The organism is Achromobacter sp. UBA4530, from assembly GCF_002388205.1.
In the GTDB taxonomy this organism is placed as follows: domain Bacteria; phylum Pseudomonadota; class Gammaproteobacteria; order Burkholderiales; family Burkholderiaceae_B; genus Achromobacter; species Achromobacter animicus.
The window spans coordinates 108592-127323 of record NZ_DGMA01000032.1 but is presented as its reverse complement, the minus strand read 5'-3'; the positions used below and the strand labels follow the sequence as shown (position 1 = coordinate 127323).

Annotated in this window: 15 protein-coding genes; 10 read left to right on the top strand and 5 right to left on the bottom strand. The window is 64.7% G+C overall.

What is annotated here, in order from left to right:
* Window positions 1–4: 4 nt before the first annotated feature.
* From B2W22_RS23575 to B2W22_RS23545, 7 genes are all read left to right on the top strand, one after another.
* Entirely contained in the window at window positions 5–946 is a 942-nt protein-coding gene (locus B2W22_RS23575) for a carbohydrate kinase family protein (RefSeq protein WP_175126238.1), read from the top strand.
* Window positions 947–1150: 204 nt separating this feature from the next.
* Window positions 1151–1654, top strand: a complete 504-nt coding sequence (locus B2W22_RS23570) for a glycine zipper 2TM domain-containing protein (RefSeq protein ID WP_175126237.1) — start codon at window positions 1151–1153, stop codon at window positions 1652–1654.
* 328 nt (window positions 1655–1982) lie between these two features.
* Window positions 1983–2222 carry an acyl carrier protein gene (locus B2W22_RS23565; protein ID WP_008159625.1) on the top strand — a complete coding sequence of 80 codons (240 nt, stop codon included), beginning with the start codon at window positions 1983–1985 and terminating at the stop codon, window positions 2220–2222.
* A complete protein-coding gene (locus tag B2W22_RS23560) occupies window positions 2200–3387 on the top strand; it encodes a D-alanyl-lipoteichoic acid biosynthesis protein DltD (RefSeq protein ID WP_175126236.1) in 1188 nt (395 codons plus the stop codon). The genes B2W22_RS23565 and B2W22_RS23560 overlap by 23 nt, the downstream gene beginning before the upstream one ends.
* A complete protein-coding gene (locus tag B2W22_RS23555; RefSeq protein WP_175126235.1) occupies window positions 3384–3557 on the top strand; it encodes a hypothetical protein in 174 nt (57 codons plus the stop codon). The genes B2W22_RS23560 and B2W22_RS23555 overlap by 4 nt, the downstream gene beginning before the upstream one ends.
* 7 nt (window positions 3558–3564) lie before the next feature.
* Entirely contained in the window at window positions 3565–4692 is a 1128-nt protein-coding gene (locus tag B2W22_RS23550; RefSeq protein ID WP_175126234.1) for an MBOAT family O-acyltransferase, read from the top strand.
* Window positions 4693–4708: 16 nt separating this feature from the next.
* Window positions 4709–6157, top strand: a complete 1449-nt coding sequence (locus B2W22_RS23545) for a D-alanine--poly(phosphoribitol) ligase (protein WP_175126233.1) — start codon at window positions 4709–4711, stop codon at window positions 6155–6157.
* Between the two features lie 76 nt (window positions 6158–6233).
* Here B2W22_RS23545 and B2W22_RS23540 read toward each other — a convergent pair whose 3' ends face one another.
* The 5 genes from B2W22_RS23540 to B2W22_RS23520 all read right to left on the bottom strand — a co-directional run bounded on the left by B2W22_RS23540 (window position 6234) and on the right by B2W22_RS23520 (window position 16028).
* Window positions 6234–6794, bottom strand: a complete 561-nt coding sequence (locus tag B2W22_RS23540) for a YggT family protein (RefSeq protein ID WP_056566878.1) — start codon at window positions 6792–6794, stop codon at window positions 6234–6236.
* Between the two features lie 190 nt (window positions 6795–6984).
* Entirely contained in the window at window positions 6985–7716 is a 732-nt protein-coding gene (locus B2W22_RS23535; protein WP_286939723.1) for a histone H1-like DNA-binding protein, read from the bottom strand.
* 350 nt (window positions 7717–8066) lie between these two features.
* The gene (locus B2W22_RS23530) at window positions 8067–9266 is read right to left on the bottom strand and encodes a ribonucleotide-diphosphate reductase subunit beta (protein ID WP_286939721.1); all 1200 of its coding nucleotides are present in this window, start codon (window positions 9264–9266) and stop codon (window positions 8067–8069) included.
* Between the two features lie 20 nt (window positions 9267–9286).
* The gene (locus tag B2W22_RS23525) at window positions 9287–12217 is read right to left on the bottom strand and encodes a ribonucleoside-diphosphate reductase subunit alpha (protein WP_286939719.1); all 2931 of its coding nucleotides are present in this window, start codon (window positions 12215–12217) and stop codon (window positions 9287–9289) included.
* A gap of 304 nt (window positions 12218–12521) precedes the next feature.
* The gene (locus B2W22_RS23520; protein WP_286939717.1) at window positions 12522–16028 is read right to left on the bottom strand and encodes an indolepyruvate ferredoxin oxidoreductase family protein; all 3507 of its coding nucleotides are present in this window, start codon (window positions 16026–16028) and stop codon (window positions 12522–12524) included.
* Between the two features lie 130 nt (window positions 16029–16158).
* Between B2W22_RS23520 and B2W22_RS23515 the strand changes: the two genes are divergently transcribed.
* From B2W22_RS23515 to B2W22_RS23505, 3 genes are all read left to right on the top strand, one after another.
* On the top strand, window positions 16159–16608 hold the full coding sequence (locus B2W22_RS23515; protein ID WP_175126229.1) for an Lrp/AsnC family transcriptional regulator: 450 nt from the start codon (window positions 16159–16161) through the stop codon (window positions 16606–16608).
* Between the two features lie 232 nt (window positions 16609–16840).
* Window positions 16841–17347 (top strand): hypothetical protein, encoded by a 507-nt coding sequence (locus B2W22_RS23510; RefSeq protein WP_175186489.1) that lies wholly within the window; start codon window positions 16841–16843, stop codon window positions 17345–17347.
* A gap of 98 nt (window positions 17348–17445) precedes the next feature.
* Window positions 17446–18645 (top strand): MFS transporter, encoded by a 1200-nt coding sequence (locus tag B2W22_RS23505; RefSeq protein WP_286939716.1) that lies wholly within the window; start codon window positions 17446–17448, stop codon window positions 18643–18645.
* Window positions 18646–18732: the final 87 nt, after the last annotated feature.

Sequence of the window (18732 nt, the reverse complement as noted above, 5' to 3'; positions counted from 1 at the left end):
AAGCATGGCAACTCCTGTTCTGGTCTGCGGTTCGATGGCGTTCGACACCATTGCGGTGTTTGAAGGCCGCTTCAAGGAACACATTCTTGCCGACCGCATCCAGTCGCTGAGCGTGTCGTTCCTGGTCCCCAGCATGCGCAAGGAATTTGGCGGCTGCTCGGGCAACATCGCCTACAACATGAACCTGCTGGGCGGCGCGCCGGTGCCGGTGGCCACTATCGGTGAAGACGCCGGCGAATACATGCAGCGGCTGTCGGGCCTGGGCATCGACGTCAGCCGCGTCAAGGTCATTCCGGACACGTTCACCGCACAGTGCTTCATCACGACCGACCTGGACGACAACCAGATCACTGCCTTCCACCCGGGCGCCATGTCGTTTGCCGCGCAAAACGACCTGAGCGACGCAGACGCCGCCTGGGCGATCGTTGCGCCGGACGCGAAGGAAGGCATGTTTGCCCACGCCGAGCGCCTGCACAAGCGCGGCATCCCCTTCATCTTCGACCTGGGCCAGGCCATGCCGCTGTTTGACGGCGCCGACCTCGAGCGCATGCTCAAGCTGGCGCAGGCCCTCACGGTCAACGACTACGAAGCCGGCGTGGTCGAGCAGCGTACCGGCCGCAGCGTCGCGGACATTGCGCGCACGCTGCAGGCGGTGGTCGTGACGCGTGGCGCCGAAGGCGCCACCCTGCACACCGAAGGCAAGACCATCCAGATCGAACCCGTGCGCGCCTCGCAGGTGGTGGATCCCACCGGCTGCGGCGACGCGCAGCGCGGTGGTCTGCTGTATGGCCTGACCAGCGGCTGGAGCTGGGAAGACAGCTGCCGCCTGGGCAATGTCATGGGCGCCATCAAGATCGCTTCGCGCGGCCCGCAGAACCATGTGCCGACGCGTGCCGAGATCGACGCCGTGCTGCACGCCACCTACGGCATCCATCTGCCTGCCTGATCGGCCAGGACTCCCGGGAACCGACACCTCGCACACAGGTCGAACGTCAGCGCATATTCAATGGCAACGGGCTGTAGCCCGTTGTTTCGCGCCTGAGTTTGCAGCTTCTGGCGGAGCGTTTCAGTCTGTTGCGGGTGCGCTTGCCGGGCGTTGCGGGCGGAGTATCATCAGTCACCGTCGGTCGTGCCCGAATGAGGAGTCCAAATGAATCATATAAAGTCTTTTTCCCTGGTGACGCCGCGTACCGGCCGTTGGCTGGCTGTCGCGGCTGTGGTGACGTCGATGGCAGTGCTTGGCGGTTGCGCAAACCCCAGCGCCTCCAGCGGCGTGTACAGCTACGATCAAGCGCAGCGCGAACAGATCGTCCGTAACGGAACGGTCACCGGCGTGCGTCCGATCGTCATCCAGAACGACAAGTCCAGCGGCGTCGGCATGGTGGCCGGCGGTGCGTTGGGCGGCGTGGCCGGCAACGCGATCGGCGGCGGCACGGGCCGCACCATCGCCACGGTCGGCGGCGTCATCCTTGGCGCGCTGGCCGGCAACGCCGTCGAAAACCGCGCACAGAAGAATTCCGGCCTGGAAATCACGGTGCGCCTGGATAACGGCGAGACCCGTGTGGTCGCCCAGGAAGCCGACGTGCCCATCAGCGTGGGCCAGCGCGTCCAGGTGATCAGCGGCGCCGGGCCGACCCGCGTCACGCCGATGTAAACGGCCCAGCCCCCAATCAAAAAGCCCGCGCAAGCGGGCTTTTTTGTCGCTCGCTCGCAACGCAGCCCCCCGGGATTTACCCGCGAACGTTACCTTTCCAAGCGTTTTCTCGCCATTTCCTCCATAAGTTTCATGGCGATTCGACGGCCGAAGTGCAATGATTGCGACGGCGCGGCAGTCCGGATTTAATGTAACCACGTGCTTCCGGAAGCCCCGCTTGCTGGCTGGAATTTTTCAGTTTGGTTTCAGCTGTTTTCTGTATCCTCGTCGCCTGAATCCCGGGGCGGGGGATGGTTTGCCGAACAGGCAACGTTACGCTGCAATACCTATGCATACCGAGCAAGAACTCCACACCAAGATCGGCGAGATCGTCGAGTCGATCGTCATGAAGAAAGTCACCCCCGACACGCAACTGATTGCCACCGGCCTGGTCGATTCGCTCGCCGCCGTGGACATCACGCTGGCGGTCGAGTCCGAGTACGGCTGCAGTATCCCGGCTCCCGAAATCGCAGAGCACCTTCAGTCGGTCCGCGTGCTTGCCGGCTATGTCGCTGCCCATACTTCGTAATACCCGGTTCCTGTCGCACGTTGCGGCGGCAGCGACGGCGGTGGCGTTGGCGGTAGGGGCGTATTGCGGGGCGGACGATCTGCTCAGCCGCGTCGTCAATCCGTCGTCATCGCCCTCGGCCATCGCGGCCGACAAGAGCAACTATCTGCCCAACCTCGGGCCGGACTGGGGCACCCAGCACGTCAACCTGAACCGTCTGGGCAACGCGCTCAGCGACGGCACGCTGGTGGTGCTGGGCTCTTCCGAGCTGTCCAGCCACGACCTGCGCTTCGTTCCCTACCGCTTCTTTCCCGAAGAGCTGAAGGTGCCGACGCTCGCGTACGGCCACGCGATGTTCCAGTCGTATGGCATCGTCAGCGTGCTGGAATCGGTATCTGATTCGCTCACGCCCAACACGCGCCTGGTCATCATGCTGTCGCCGGCCTGGTTCGCGTCGGGCGGGCAGCTGCCGCGCAGCGCGTTTGCCGAGCACGTCACGGGACCGGTCTGGGACCGGTTGTGGGACCAGCCCAGTACGCGCGAGCAGATGCAGAACTGGATCAGCGACAACGCGAACTGGGGGTTGCTGTGGCTCATCGCCAATGGTCAGGTGTCCGAGCTGAAAGACAAGCTGGCGCTGTGGTGGCATGCCCGCCAGGAGCCGGCGCCGGACAAGCCGCGCACCAAGCTGTCCGTGCCCGCGCACCGCTACGTGTCCTGGCCGATGTCCGCCCGCCTGAATGCCGGACAGTGGTCGCGGATCACGCACGAAGCGCGCGTCGTCGAACACAACCTGGGCGGCAACAACCCCTACGATGTGCGCGACGACTACTACCAGCAGTACCTCGCGCCGCTGTACTCGCCCGCGCGCAATGAATTCGCGGACGTCGATCCCATCACCCGCACCGAGCTGGGCGACCTCTCACGCGTGATGGCGCTGCTGCAAAAGCGCAAGGTCAAGGCGTACTTCGTCATCCAGCCGTTCAACCCCAAGCTCATCCTGGACGTCGAACGGTTCGACCCCGTGGTGGCCGCCATCACCGGCATGTGCACGCGCTATCAGATGGGGTGCCTCGATCTTTACAGCATTCCTTTCGAGCCGGGCATGCTGCGCGATGACATGCACCTGGCCGAACTTGGCTGGGCCATGGCCGATCAAGGCATTGCGGAGTATTTTTCCCGATGAAACTCTTTCGTAAAGACGAAGCCCGTAATGCGGGCGTGGCCTGGGCGCGCCGCTTCTTCTGGCACCTGTGCCTGTACGTGGGCGTGATCCTCGTGTTCGTGCTGCAGGCGCAGCCCACGACGGGCAGCGGCGGACCGATCAAGGTCGAATTCCAATACCAGCAGTTCTGAGCGCACCATGGAACTCTTCGCAAGCTTGAGCTTCTTCGGCGGCGCCCTGTTCGGCGGCCTCGGCCTGGTCGCCTACCGGTCGTCCGGCATGCCGCTGCGCATCGGCTATCGCCACATCATCGGCGTCATCTGCCTGGGCGTCTGGATGGCGGTGTTCTGGGCGCGGCCGTACCAGCCCATCGCGCTCTTCGCCATCTCCGGCGCGGCGCTGTGGGCCATGCGCCGCAACTACATCCCGACCTGGCTGGCGGTGATCATCACGATGACGCCGTTGCTGCTGGTCAAAACCGGCGTATCGCACCTGGGCGCCATGCTCGGGTTGTCCTTCGCCACCTTCCGCGCCATCGACGTGCTGCTGTTCGCGCCGCGCAACGAGCGCGTCTCGCCGCTGGATTACTTCATCTACCTGTTCTTCCCGCTGACGCTGCTGGCCGGTCCCATGTACCGCTGGCGGGCCTTCCAGGCCGATCTGAAGCGCGGCTATGAAGGCGTCAACCTGAACACCTGGCTGACCGGGCTGGAACTCATCATGGTGGGCGTGATCCAGAAGTTTGGCCTTGCCGAACTGATCTGGCGTTACGGGCTGGCCACGCTGGACGCGCACGACTATTCGTTCACGGGTGTGGCCCTGAATGCCTCGCTCTACAGCGCCTACCTGTTCTTCGATTTTGCCGGCTACTCGACCATGGCGATCGGCATCGGCATGCTGTTCGGCTTCACGCTGCCCATCAACTTCCGCAACCCGCTGGCCACGCTGAATCCGCAGGATTTCTGGCGGCGCTGGCACATCAGCCTGTCCGAATGGCTGCGCGATGTCGTGTTCATGCCGATTTACAAGGCGTTGAGCAAGACCAGCTTCTTCGGCCGCCATCGCCTTGCGGCGCAGAACATCGGCATCTTCGCGACGCTGCTGGCGATGGGCGTGTGGAACGGCCTGTCGCTGCACTACATCGTCAGCGGCCTGATGTTCGGCGCGTATTCAGTGGGCCACAACCTGCTGATCAACGCCGCGCGCACGCGGCCCGGTCTGCAGGCGCTGCTGGCCAAGCCCGTCATGCGCTTTCTGGGGCGCGTGCTCACCCTGATTCTGGCCGCGCTGGCGCTGTACGTGTTCAGCGGCCGCAGTCCCATCTGACGCCGGGAGCTTCGGCATGCGTTTCGACTTGAAGTCCTTCCAGTTCGCCGACGACGGCCGCGCGCCCGACGCGCTGGCCGTCGCCGCCGCCGACCGCAGCCTGACCTGGGCGCAGTTGCGCACCGAGGCCGAGGCCTGGGCCGACGCCGCCCGCCAGCACGGCGTGGCGCCCGACGTGCCGGTGGCCATCTACGGTCACAAGGAAGCCGCGTTCTTCGTCGCGATGGTCGGTGCGCTGCTCATCGGCGCGCCGTTCGTGCCGGTGGACACCATCTACCCTGCTGAGCGCCTGCGCCGCATCGTCGAGATCGTGCGCGCCGCCGCCGTCTTCGATGCCGCGGCCGGCACCTTCACGGCGGGCGAGGGCGAAGTGCTGCAAGAGCGTGGCCTGGCCTACGTGATGTTCACGTCGGGCAGCACGGGCGATCCGAAGGGCGTGCAGATCGGCCGCGAAAGCGTCGGCCTGCTCGGCGACTGGATGCTCGGCAGCTTTGGCCTGGGCGAGGCGCCCGTCTTCATGAACCAGGCGCCGTTCAGTTTCGACCTGTCGATGTACGAGGTCTTCGCCACGCTGGCGTCCGGCGGCAGCTGCGTGCTCAACGCGCGCGAACAGATCGCCGCGCCCGGCCCGTGGATGGAACGGCTGGCCGGCCACGGCATCACGGTGTGGGTGTCCACGCCGTCGTTCGCCCACCAGCAATTGGCCAACCGCGACTTCTCGCCCGTCACGCTGCCGACGCTGCGCACGTTCCTCTTCTGCGGCGAGCCGCTGCCGGCGGCGCTGGCCAAGAAGCTGCGCCAGCGTTTTCCCGACGCATCCATCCTGAACACCTACGGCCCGACCGAAGCCACGGTCGCCACCACCTGGATCGAAGTTACCGATGCGGTGCTGGCGGCGCACGATCCGCTGCCGGTCGGACACGCCAAGCCCGACAGCGTGCTGCTCGTGGACGAGGGCGAGATCTGCATCGTGGGAGACCACGTCATGCGCGGCTACCTGAACCGCGCCGACCTGAACGCGGCCAAGCTCTACACCTATGACGATGGCCGCCGCGCGTTCCGCACGGGGGACCTGGGTCTGATGGAAGAGGGCGGGCTGCTGTTTTGCCGCGGCCGGATGGACGATCAGATCAAGCTGAACGGCTACCGTATCGAGCTGGCCGAGATCGACGAGGCTTTGCACGGCCTGCCGGGGGTGGAAGGAAGCGCCTGCGCGGTGCTGCGCCGTCCCGACGGCACCGCGGTGCGGTTGATCGGCTTCGTGACTGGGCTGGACGGTGCGGGACAGGAGGCGTCGCTGCTTGCGCCGGAGACCTTGTCCGGCTGGAAGGAGCGGCTGGCCGAGCGCCTGCCGCCGTACATGGTGCCGTCAGAGCTGGTTGCCTGCCCGGCGCTGCCGATGTCGAACAACCACAAGATCGATCGCAAGAAGCTGATCGAGATCTACAGCGCCATTCCGGTCTAGCGCAAGACGCCGGCGGCCGGATGGACCAGCGCCCCGCTGATGGGGGCGCTGTGCAAAGCAATGGTGCGGCGGGCGATTACACGCCCATCATGCCGTAGCTCAGGCGAGCCAGGACCATCAAGAGGATCTGCGCGGCCACCAGCAGGATCAGCGGCGAGAAGTCGATCGAGGTGCGCGGCAGGATGCGGCGGATGGGATCGAGCAACGGCGCGGTCAGCGACTGCAGCAGCGGCATCATGGGCGCCATCGGGTTGACCCACGACAGCACGGCCTGGATCAGTGTCAACCAGACCACCAGATTCAGCGCCCATTTCGCGGTCATGATGAGCGCCGAACCCATGGCGGCGGGCAGCAGTGCGGCGGGAATCAGCGCGCCGATGGCCACCAGCCACAGCAGCACCAGATAGACCAGCGCCGACAGCCATGCGCACACGAGGCTGGTCCAGTCGATCTTGTTGCCCGCGGGAATGATCTTGCGCAGCGGCATCACGAGCCAGTTGGTGGCGCCGTAGATCGCGCGCGCCAGCGGGTTGAAGGGATGCAGCCGTATCGCGTGCATCCAGGCGCGGGCAATCAGTGCCGCGCCAAACAGCGTGAACACGATTTCGAGAAGGAAGCGGAAGATTTCACCGAGCATGGACGCGATCACCCCAAAAAAGAGGAGTCAATTGTCGCACGGCCAGACGTAAAAATTGCGTACGGTCCTAGTGCTTCAGGCCTAGTGCAAAGGGGCAGCCATTTGGATGGCATTGACGCGGGGACGACAAAAAAGCCGCCCGGTAAATACCAGGCGGCTCTGATGAAGCTAACGCTTCGGCGCGTCCGGATTAGGGACGGCCACCCGTCGGGAACGGCCACGACGCGGCGGGGTTCAGCGCGGTCTTCGCGCCCGGGGCGGCAGCCGTGGTGGGCGGCGTGGCGGGCTTCTTCGGAGCGGCTTTCTTCGCAGCGGGCTTCTTGGCGGCGGCGGGCTTCTTTGCGGCGACAGCCGGCTTGGAAGCGGGAGCCTTCTTGGCAGCGGGAGCCTTCTTGGCAGCCGGGGCCTTCTTGGCTACGGCCTTCTTGGCAACCGCTTTCTTGGCGGCCGGGGCCTTCTTGGCAGCAGCCTTCTTGGCTACGGCTTTCTTGGCGGCCGGGGCCTTCTTGGCGACAGCCTTCTTGGCAACAGCCTTCTTGGCGGCCGGGGCCTTCTTGGCTACAGCTTTCTTGGCAACCGCCTTCTTGGCGACAGCCTTCTTGGCTACGGCCTTCTTGGCGACGGCTTTCTTGGCAACTGCCTTCTTGGCAACGGCCTTCTTGGCGACAGCCTTCTTGGCGGCCGGAGCCTTCTTTGCTACGGCCTTCTTGGCGACTGCCTTCTTGGCAACGGCCTTCTTGGCGGCCGGCGCCTTCTTGGCGGCAACCTTCTTCACGGCCGGCTTCTTGGCGGCTGCGACTTTCTTCACTGCGACTTTCTTGACGGCAGCTTTCTTGGCCGGAGCGGCCTTCTTTGCTGCTGCCTTCTTGGCGGCGGGTTTTTTCACCGCTGCTTTCTTGACGGCTTTCTTGGCTGTTGCCATGGTCATGCTCCTTAGGTTCAGGGGTCCCAGAACTTAAACCCGTGCCCCGACCCGCCAATTGGCGGACCGTGCCCGGGCTATTCATCGGCGCATGCCGCTGTTCTGTGCGAGCAACAGCTACTACGGTTTGCGCTAATGAATTCGGCACAGCCATTTGATATGGCCCCCGCTCCTTTGGCGCGAGCCATTTCAAATGGCGCCGGCAGGCAGCCTGTCCACAGGCCGCCGACCGCTTGTTCTACGTGTTCGAAGACACCCTGACCAAGGAGATTGCCATCAAGCCTGTCGCGAACGCGACGCCCATCAACGAGAAGAGGGCGTGCCCGCGCCGGGCTCGATGGCGTACTGCGTTACTCCCAGCTCAGCGTGCCACCGGTTTGGTATTCGATCACGCGAGTTTCAAAAAAGTTGCGTTCCTTTTTAAGGTCGATCATTTCCGCCATCCACGGGAAGGGATTTTCTTCCTGGGGGTACAGAGGTTCGATACCGATCTGCTGGCAACGACGGTTGGCGATGAAGCGCAGGTAGGATTTGAACATGGGTGCGTTCAAGCCCAACACGCCGCGCGGCATCGTGTCTTCGGCGTAAGCGTATTCGAGTTCGACCGCTTTGCGGAAGAGTTCTCGAATTTCTTCGCGGAATTCCGGCGTCCAGAGATGCGGATTTTCCAGTTTGACGGTGTTGATCAGATCGATGCCGAAGTTGCAGTGCATGGATTCATCGCGAAGGATGTACATGTACTGCTCGGCAGCGCCGGTCATCTTGTTCTGGCGGCCAAGCGCCAGGATCTGCGTGAAGCCAACGTAGAAGAACAGGCCTTCCATGAGGCAAGCGAAAACGATCAGCGACTTCAGCAGCGTCTGGTCGGCTTCGGGCGTGCCCGTCTTGAAGTTGGGATCAGCGATCGCGTCGATGAACGGGATCAGGAACTCGTCTTTTGCCCGGATGGACGGCACTTCGTTATAAGCGTTGAAGATCTCGGCTTCGTCCAGATCCAGGCTTTCGACGATGTATTGATAGGCGTGCGTGTGGATGGCTTCTTCGAAGGCCTGGCGCAGCAGGAACTGGCGGCATTCGGGAGCCGTGATGTGGCGGTAGGTGCCCAGCACGATGTTGTTGGCGGCCAGCGAGTCGGCGGTCACGAAGAAGCCGAGGTTGCGCTTGACGATGCGGCGCTCGTCCTCGGTGAGCCCGTTCGGGTTCTTCCAGAGGGCGATGTCGCGCGACATGTTGATCTCTTGCGGCATCCAATGGTTGGCGCAAGTGGCCAGGTACTTTTCCCACGCCCACTTGTACTTGAAAGGCACAAGCTGGTTGACGTCGGTCTGGCCATTGATGATGCGCTTGTCGGCAACCTTCACGCGCTGCGAGGTGGCGGCGCCGCTGCTGGCCAGACCGGCCGCGTGTTCAGGCGCGGCCGGCGTGGGCATGGCGGTGTCGCCGAAAACACCCGTCGCCGCCCGGACTTCCGGGGCAGCCTGACCGCCCGCCGCGGGCGCGGCAGGTTGTGCAGGTTGCGTGGCGGTGGTGTCGTCGTCCCAATTAATCATGATTCATTCTCCGGAGGCGGTTATTGGCAGGCTTCGCACTCTTCGAAGCCGGGGTCGCCCGGCCGCATGGTGCAAACCGCCCCGAGAACTTCGGGTTCCGGCAAAACAGGTGCTGCGGCAACGGCGGAAGCAGTGGACGGATTGCCTGCGCTGACGGCGTTCAGTTCGCCGCCGCGTCCGGTGGACTTCTCGGCGCTGGTCGCGCCAAGGGTGCGCAGGTAGTACGTGGTCTTCAGGCCACGCGTCCATGCCAGCTTGTAGGTGTCGTCCAGTTTCTTGCCCGATGCGCCGGCCATGTAGATGTTCAGCGACTGGGCTTGATCGATCCACTTCTGACGGCGCGACGCGCATTCAACCAGCCAGCTCGGTTCGACTTCGAACGCGGTGGCGTAGAGTTCGCGGAGTTCGGACGGAACGCGATCGATTCGGGACAGGCTGCCGTCGAAGTACTTGAGGTCGGCGACCATGACTTCGTCCCAGAGACCGAGTTTCTTCAGGTCACGCACGAGGTAATCGTTAACGACCGTGAACTCGCCGGAGAGATTCGATTTGACGTACAAGTTCTGGAAAGTGGGTTCGATGCACGCAGATACGCCAATGATATTGGAAATAGTGGCGGTTGGGGCGATTGCGATGCAATTGGAGTTGCGCATGCCGTGTTCTTTGATGCGCGTGCGCAACGTATCCCAATCGAGCGTGCTCGATTCATCAACCTCAACGTGACCACCACGTTCATCACGCAGCATCTTCAACGTGTCTTGCGGCAAGATGCCACGCGACCACAGCGAGCCTTCATACGATTGATAGCGGCCGCGTTCTTCAGCGAGCAGGCTCGACGCGAAGTACGCGTGATAGCACACCGCTTCCATCGAACGGTCCGCGAATTCAACAGCGGCTTGCGATGCGTACGGCACGCGCATCATCTGCAGGCAATCCTGGAAGCCCATGATGCCCATGCCCACCGGACGATGGCGCGCGTTGGAATTGCGGGCCTTGTCGACGGCGTAGTAGTTGATGTCGATCACGTTGTCGAGCATGCGCATGGCGATGCTGACCGTGCGCTTGATCTTGTCGTGGTCCAGTTCGAAACCGCCGCCGGCAGTCGGCTTCATGTGTGCGACCAGGTTCACGGAACCCAGATTGCAAACCGCGATTTCGGATTCGTTGGTGTTCAGCGTGATCTCGGTGCACAGGTTCGAGCTGTGGACGACGCCCACGTGCTGCTGCGGCGAACGGATGTTGCACGGATCCTTGAACGTGATCCACGGGTGGCCGGTTTCGAACAGCATCGACAGCATCTTGCGCCACAGCGTCAGCGCCGGCATCTTCTTGAACAGCTTCAGTTCGCCGCTGGCGACGCGGGCTTCGTAGCCCACGTAGGCTTCTTCGAACGCGCGGCCATACTTGTCGTGCAGGTCGGGGCAGTCGGACGGCGAGAACAGCGTCCACTCACCGCCTTCCATGACGCGCTTCATGAACAGGTCGGGAATCCAGTTCGCCGTGTTCATGTCGTGCGTGCGGCGGCGTTCGTCGCCGGTGTTCTTGCGCAGTTCCAGGAATTCTTCGATGTCCAGGTGCCACGACTCGAGGTACGTGCAGACCGCACCCTTGCGCTTGCCACCCTGGTTCACGGCGACGGCCGTGTCGTTGACGACCTTCAGGAACGGCACGACGCCCTGGCTTTCGCCGTTGGTGCCCTTGATGTGGCTGCGCAGCGCGCGGACCGGGGTCCAGTCGTTGCCCAGGCCGCCGGCGTACTTGGCCAGCAGCGCGTTTTCCTTGATGGCGTCGTAGATGCCTTCCAGGTCGTCCGAGACGGTGGTCAGGTAGCACGACGACAGCTGCGAGTGCAGCGTGCCCGAGTTGAACAGCGTGGGCGTGGAGCTCATGAAGTCGAACGAGGACAGGATCTCGTAGAACTCGATGGCGCGCGTTTCGCGGTCGGTCTCGCGCAGCGCCAGGCCCATGGCCACGCGCATGAAGAAGACCTGCGGCAGTTCGATGCGGGTGCCGCGGATGTGCAGGAAGTAGCGGTCGTACAGGGTCTGCAGGCCGAGGTAGCCGAACTGCAGGTCGCGCTTGGCATTCAGTGCCTTGCCCAGCTTGGTCAGGTCATAGTTGGCCAGTTCGGGCGACAGCAGGCCGCCTTCGATGCCGCGGGCAATGAACGTGGGGAAGTATTCGGCGTAACGCGCGCCCATGCCGTCTTGCGAGACTTCCTCGCCCAGCACTTCCTTGCGGATCGTGTGCAGCAGCAGACGGGCGGTGACCTGGCTGTAGGCCGGATCCTTTTCGACCAGCGCGCGCGCGGACAGGATGGCGGACTTGAAGACTTCGTCGACGGGGATGCCGTCGTACAGGTTCTTGACCGTTTCCTTCAGGATGGCTTCGGCGTCGATGAATTCAGACAGGCCTTCGCCGGCGGCGACGATGGTCGCGCGCAGTTCGGCGACGTCCAGCGGACGGCGCACGCCGCCGTCGGTGACGTTCAGCACGTGTTCCTGCGGCGCGGCGGCGGCCTTCTGCTGGCCTTCGGCGGCAGCGGCGGCGGCGCGTTCCTGCGTGCGCTTTTCGCGGTACAGGACATAGGCGCGCGCGACGTCATGCTCGCCAGAGCGCATCAGCGCCAGTTCGACCTGGTCCTGGATGTCTTCAATATGGAAGGTGCCGCCGTTGGGGCGGTTGCGAACCAGCGCGTTGACGGCTTGGCCGGTCAGCGTTTCGACGAGTTCGCGCACACGGGCGGATGCGGCGCCTTGGCCGCCATTGACGGCCAGGAAGGCCTTGGTCATGGCGATGGCAATCTTGCTGGGCTCAAAGCCAACCACCGAGCCATTGCGGCGGATGATGTTGTAGCTGGCCCATTTGCCGCTATTGGCGTCGGCGGGGGAGTCGGTTTGGGAGGGCGGCACGGCCGAAGGCCGGGTCACAGAGGCGATCGTAGTCTGCATGGAAGCTCCTGTGCGTAAAAGCGCGTAGATAACGGCATGACGGCGTCATGTCGGGTCAAAATTGGATCTTGTAATGGGGGTCGCAACGTCCGGACGGGCTAGTCCGTAAGGCGTGGCCGGCGGGAATCCGCGCTTGGGCGACCACAAGATGTAGTGTAGCACCCCTCGTTGGCCACTAATTCTAGTGATCGAGGTTTACAGGGACAAGAAGAAGATAAGACGAATCCCACAAAAGATTGTAACCAAATGCACTAGGCGCGCCCCGTAAGGCGCGCCCAGGTCAGTGACCACTCAGACCGGCTGTTTATGCGGTTTTCCGCAAGGCGATGGCGTGCGAAGCCGGTGCTGTATAGCTCTGCATGAGTCGGGCCGATTCGGTCCGATACTTGTCGACATTCGCGGCCTTCACGTGGCCAAAACCGCGAATGTTTTCTGCCAGGGCGGCGATTGTAGCCGCTTGCGCGAGGTTGTCCGAGGTCAACCCTGCAACGAGCTGGTCTATGGTCTGGCGGTACTCCTGGACCAGCGCCCGTTCCATCTTGCGCTCGGCCGTGTGGCCGAACGGATCGAACCACGTGCCGCGCAGGCCCTTCAGACGCGTCAGCAATTTCAGTGCCGACATCGTGCGCGGACCCAGCGTCATCTTGCGCGGCACCCCGGTGCGCGGATCCTTGCGCGCGAAGATCGGCGGGGCCATGTGAAAGCGCAGGCTGTACTCGCCTTCGAACTGACCCTCCAGCTGCGCCTTGAACGCGTCGCCGGTATAGAGGCGCGCTACTTCGTATTCGTCCTTGTAGGCCATGAGCTTGTACAGGCCGCGCGCCACCGCCATCGCCAGGCGCGGCGACTTGGCATCCGGCGCCAGCTCCCGCTCGCGTGCCGCGACGGCGTCGACGACCTGCTGGTAGGTGCGGGCATACGCGGCGTCCTGATAAGCCGTCAGGTCTTCGACACGGCGCGCCACGGCGCGGTCGAACGTTTCGGGGACGTGAAGCTGCACGACCTGGGCCCGGGGACGCAAGGCGCCTTGCAGCGCGTCAGGTTGATGCGCCGCGAGCCGGCCGTTGTCGAAGGCGGCGCGATTGGCCGCGACCGCCACGCCGTTCAGTTCGATCGCGCGGTAGATGGCGGCCTGCGACAGCGGCACGCCGCCGCGTTGCCAGGCATAGCCCAGCATGAACATGTTCGACAGGATGCTGTCGCCGAAGAGCGCGAGGGCCGCTTCGTGCGCGTCGATCGCCGCGGTGTGCGTGTCGCCGGCCGCGTGGCGGATCTTGGCGAGCAGCGCTTCCGGGCGCATCGCGGCATCGGGATTGCGCGTGAAGTCGGAGACCGGCGCCACGTAGGTGTTCACCGTGACCTTGGTGTGGCCGCGGCGCAGGGCGCCCAGCGAATCGGGCGCGACGGCGGCGACCGGATCGCACAGGATGGCCGCGTCGGCCTGCTGCCAGTCCAGGCGCACGGGGCCGGCGGTTGCGCCGGCGGGTGCAAGACGGATGTGGCTGACGACGGTGCCGCCTTTCTGCGCCAGCCCGGTCAGGTCCAGCACTGCTGCGGACAGGCCTTCCAGATGCGCGGCCATCGACACGATGGCGCCGATGGTGATGACGCCCGTGCCGCCCATGCCGGCGACCAGCAGGCGATAGGGATGCTCCAGCGCGTGGATGTCGGGCAGCGGCAAGCCGGCGATCAGGCCTTGCAGGCGTTCCTGGTCGGCCTTCGGCGCCGCGCTCTTTCTGGGCTTGCCGCCCATCACGGACACGAAGCTGGGGCAGAAGCCCTCCGCGCAGGAATAGTCCTTGTTGCAGCTGGATTGATCGATCGCACGCTTGCGGCCATAAGGCGTTTCCAGCGGAACGACCGACAGGCAGTTCGACTTCACGCCGCAGTCGCCGCAGCCTTCGCACACCGCGCTGTTGATCAGCATGCGGCGCGCCGGATCCGGGAACTGGTTCTTCTTGCGGCGGCGGCGCTTTTCGGCGGCGCAGGTCTGGTCATGGATCAGCACGGTCACGCCGGGAATTTCGCGCAGCTCGCGCTGCAGCGCGTCCAGCTCGCGGCGGTGGTGGACCTTGATGCCGGGGCCCAGGTCCACGCCCTGGTACTTCTCGGGCTCGTCCGTGGTGACCACGATGCGCGCCACGTTCTCGCCGCGCAACTGCTGGCAGATCTGCGGGACCGAGATCGGGCCATCGACCGGCTGCCCGCCCGTCATCGCCACGGCATCGTTGAACAGGATCTTGTAGGTGATGTTGGCGCGCGCCGCGACGGCCTGGCGGATGGCCAGGTAACCCGAGTGGTAGTACGTGCCTTCACCCATGTTCTGGAAGATGTGCGGCATCTTCGTGTAGCGGGACAGGCCGATCCAGTCGACGCCTTCGCCGCCCATCTGCGTCAGGCCACCCGTGTCGCGGTCCATCCATGCAGCCATGTAATGGCAGCCCACGCCGGACAGCGCCTGGCTGCCCTCGGGCACCTTGGTCGACGTGCTGTGCGGACAGCCCGAGCAAAAGTAAGGGCGGCGGCGCATCCCGTCCGCGTCGTTGGACAGCGGGGCCTGGCATTCGAATGCCGACAGGTCGCGGTTCACCGGAAGTCCTGCGGCGCGCGACAGCCAGCCGGCCAGCGGCGCGGCCAGCAGCGACGGGCGCAATTGGCCGGCCGACGTCACCATCGGCTCGCCGTCCAGACCCTTCTTGCCGACGACCGTGGGGCGCTCGGGCAGGTTGAACAGCATGTCCTTGATCTGGAGTTCGACCACGGCGCCTTTTTCTTCGACGACCAGGATGTGCGACAGGCCGCGTGCAAATTCGAGCAGACGGCCCTCGTCCATCGGCCAGGTGAGACCCGGCTTGTAGATGCGTACGGGCGCGTTCGCCGTGACCGTATCCACGCCCAGTCGCGCCAGCGCTTCCATGGTGTCCAGGTGCGCCTTGCCCACGGTGACGATGCCCACCGTTGCCTTGGGCGCCGGACAGGTCAGCTTGTCCAGGCTGTGGCGGCGCGCGAAGGCAGCCACCGCCTTCATGCGCTGGTTCATGCGCGTCTCGACCGCCAGGGACAGAAAGTCGCGGGCCGAATATTCAAGCGATCCGGACGGCATGTCCGGATCCGCGGGCATGTCGTAAGTCTGGATCGGGGCAGGAGTGAACGAGTGGCCGCTTTCGATGGTCTCGGACACCGCCTTGAAGGCGACCCAGGTGCCGGCATAACGCGACAGCGCCCAGCCCCACAGCGCGAAGGTCTCGTATTCGTCGATGGACGTCGGATGCACGATGGGCATCTGCCAGCCGATCAGCGAGGCCTCGCTGGCGTGCGGGATCGAGGAGGACACAGCGGTGTGGTCGTCGCCCACCACCACCAGCACGCCGCCGTTGCGCGAGGCGCCCGCGGCATTGCCATGATGCAGCGCGTCGCCGGCGCGATCCACGCCCGGGCCCTTGCCGTACCACATGGCAAACACGCCATCGACATTGCGGTCGTCGCGCACGCCGGCCTGCTGCGTCCCCATCACCGCGGTGGCGGCCATGTCTTCGTTGATGCCCGGCAGGAAGGTGATCTGGTTGGCGTCCAGCGCCTTCTGCGCCTTCCACATGGCCATGTCCACGCCGCCCAGCGGCGATCCGCGGTACCCCGACACGAAACCGGCCGTGTTCAGACCGCGCTCGCGGTCCACCCGGCGCTGCGTGAGCATCATGCGCACCAGGGCCTGCGTGCCGGTCAGGAAGATGCGGCCGGACTCGCGCGTCAGGTTGTCGGCGAGCTGATACTCAAGGTCCAGCTCGGGTGCGGCGGCGGGGGTACCGTCCATAGTCAATGCTCCTCGTATTTGGCACCATGATAGGTTCGCGAGGGATCAGGTTTATTGCGTTTTTGGATCGTGCTATCCCTATAATTCGCAATGAACATTTCGTATTCCAAAAAAATCAGGAGACAAACGAATGGACAAGACCGATATCGGCATCCTCAAGGCCCTGCAGGAAGACGGCCGGGCCTCGGCGCAGCAGCTTTCCGAGAAGGTGGGGCTGTCCGCCGCGCCGGTGTGGCGGCGGGTGAAGGCGATGGAGGCGAGCGGGGTGATCCAGGGCTACAGCGCCCAGGTCGACCGCAGCAAGGTGGGGCTGGGCTGCATGTTTGCGCAGATCAGCCTGGAGCGGCACTCGGCCAACACCGTTGAACACTTCGAGCGGTCGGTGCGCGATGCGCCGGAAATCCTGGAGTGCTATGCGGTCACCGGGGATTCGGACTTCCTGTTGAAGATCCTGGTGGAAAGCCCCGAAGCCTATGACCGCTTCCTGCACCGGTTCCTCTTCAACATGCCGGGCATCCGCCAGACGCGCACCATCGTGGCGCTGCGCGAGATCAAGCACGAACAGCGGCTGCCGCTCTAGCCGTTTCGGGGCACTCTATATATAGAGAGGCTCTGTCGCTTGAAACCAACGCATTTTTGCGGTTTCCGCGCGGATTCCGGGCGCGCTCGCGGCCGCACTGTTGCGCATTTGCACACGGCGCGGATCCTCGTTGATTCTTCCCTGGCGCCTATTTAGAGTGCGTGAAGTCCGCTGCGCCTGGGACGTGCCGGTGTGATCGGCGCGGCGCGTCGGCGGACGTCTTGAGGAAGTCATGAGCAGTGTGTTTTTGCGTACGGCAGGCGTTGCCTGCGCCCTCGTGATCCTGGCCGGTTGCGCCGCCAGGAAGCCCGCCGCCATCACCGAGGCCCAGCCTGCGGATCCGCCCAAGCCGGTGGCTTGCACGCCCGCCAAGGCTGGTGACCCGATGGTCGGCACCTGGTTGTCGAATTCGCGTCCGCGCGACGTGGCTGGCGACATGCAAGCGCTGATCGTGCTGTCAGCCGACGGCACGATGTCCTACGAATCCCTGCTCAAGATCGGCCGCAAGACGCGTCCCGCGCTGCGCGAGACGGGCTGCTGGAGCGTGGAGAACGGCGTCTACACGATGCGCACCACCAAGTCGGCGGGCGAGCCGGTGGACCCCACCGATCCGATCTATCTGAACCGCTACCGCGTCGAAAAGGTCGAGCAATCCAAGCTGTCGCTGCGTGAACTCAAGAGCGGCGGCATGCTGCTCACGGCGCGCCGCATGCCGGCGGGCTATCGCCTCGCCTACTGAGCGTTGCGCCGGGCGGACACTTCGCCCGGCGGTTTCGCCAAGCCGGCCGCGCTGCGGTAAGGTGCGGGCTTCGACTTTCGCCCCGCCGCCGGTTATCCATGCCCGCCCTGTCCTCCGAAGCACGCGCGATCGCGTTGCTGGCGCTGGCCGCCTTCGTCAGCGCCAGCGCTTTCCGTATCTGTGATCCCATGCTGCCGCAACTGGCGGCGGAATTCGGCACCACCACCGGGCAGGCCGCGCGCGCGGTCACGGCGTTTGCCGTGGCGTATGGCGTGCTGCAGATGTTCTTCGGTCCGGTGGGCGACCGTTACGGCAAATACCGCGTGGTCAGCGTCGCCACCGTGGCGTGCGCGCTGGGCAGCGCCGGCGCCGTCATGGCCGGATCGCTCGATATGCTGGTGTTCTGCCGCGCCTTGTCGGGCGCCGCGGGCGCTGGCATCGTGCCGCTCTCCATGGCCTGGATCGGCGACAACGTCCCCTATGAACGCCGGCAGGCGACGCTGGCGCGCTTTCTGACCGGCACCATCCTCGGCATGTCCGCCGGCCAGCTTGCGGGCGGCCTGTTCGCCGATACCGTCGGCTGGCGCTGGGCCTTCGCCGCGCTCGTGGCGGGCTATCTGATCGTGGGCGTGCTGCTGCATCTGGAAGTGCGTCGCCAGCGCGCGGCCGGATTTGCGCAGGTCGATCCCAGTGCGCCACGGCAAGGTTTTATCGCGCAGGCGCGGCTGGTGCTCGGCACGCCATGGGCTCGCGTGGTGCTGGCGACGGTGTTCATCGAAGGCTTGCTGGTGTTCGGCGCGCTGGCCTTTGCGCCGTCGTACCTGCATGAGCGATTCGATATCTCGCTGACGGCCGCGGGCGCGCTGGTGGCCGTGTACGCGGTGGGCGGGCTGATCTACACGGTCGTCGCGGGGCGCATCCTGAAGCGGCTCGGCGAGCGCGGCCTGGCTGTCGCGGGCGGACTGGTGCTGGGCGTGGCGTTCCTGTCGTACCTGTTGGGACCGGTGTGGATGTGGAGCCTGCTGGCAAGCGTCCTGGCGGGTTTTGGGTACTACCTGCTGCACGCGACGCTGCAGACGAACGCAACACAGATGGTGCCGTCGGCGCGTGGCACGGCGGTCGCGTGGTTCGCGTCGTGCCTGTTCATGGGGCAGGCGGCCGGCGTGGCGCTGGCGGGGGCGGTGGTGGACGAGATCGGACCGGGCGCGCTATTCGGCGGCTCGGCCGTGCTGTTGCCGCTGCTGGGGGCGTTCTTTGCCCGGGCGCTCAAGGCGAGGGCGGGGATGCAGCAGGGGTGAGGGCGTTGGCGTTACGCCAGATTGAAAACAGAAAGGGCCTTGTTCATCGTTGGATGAAAAGGCCCTTTCTTTATGCAGGTGTCAGAC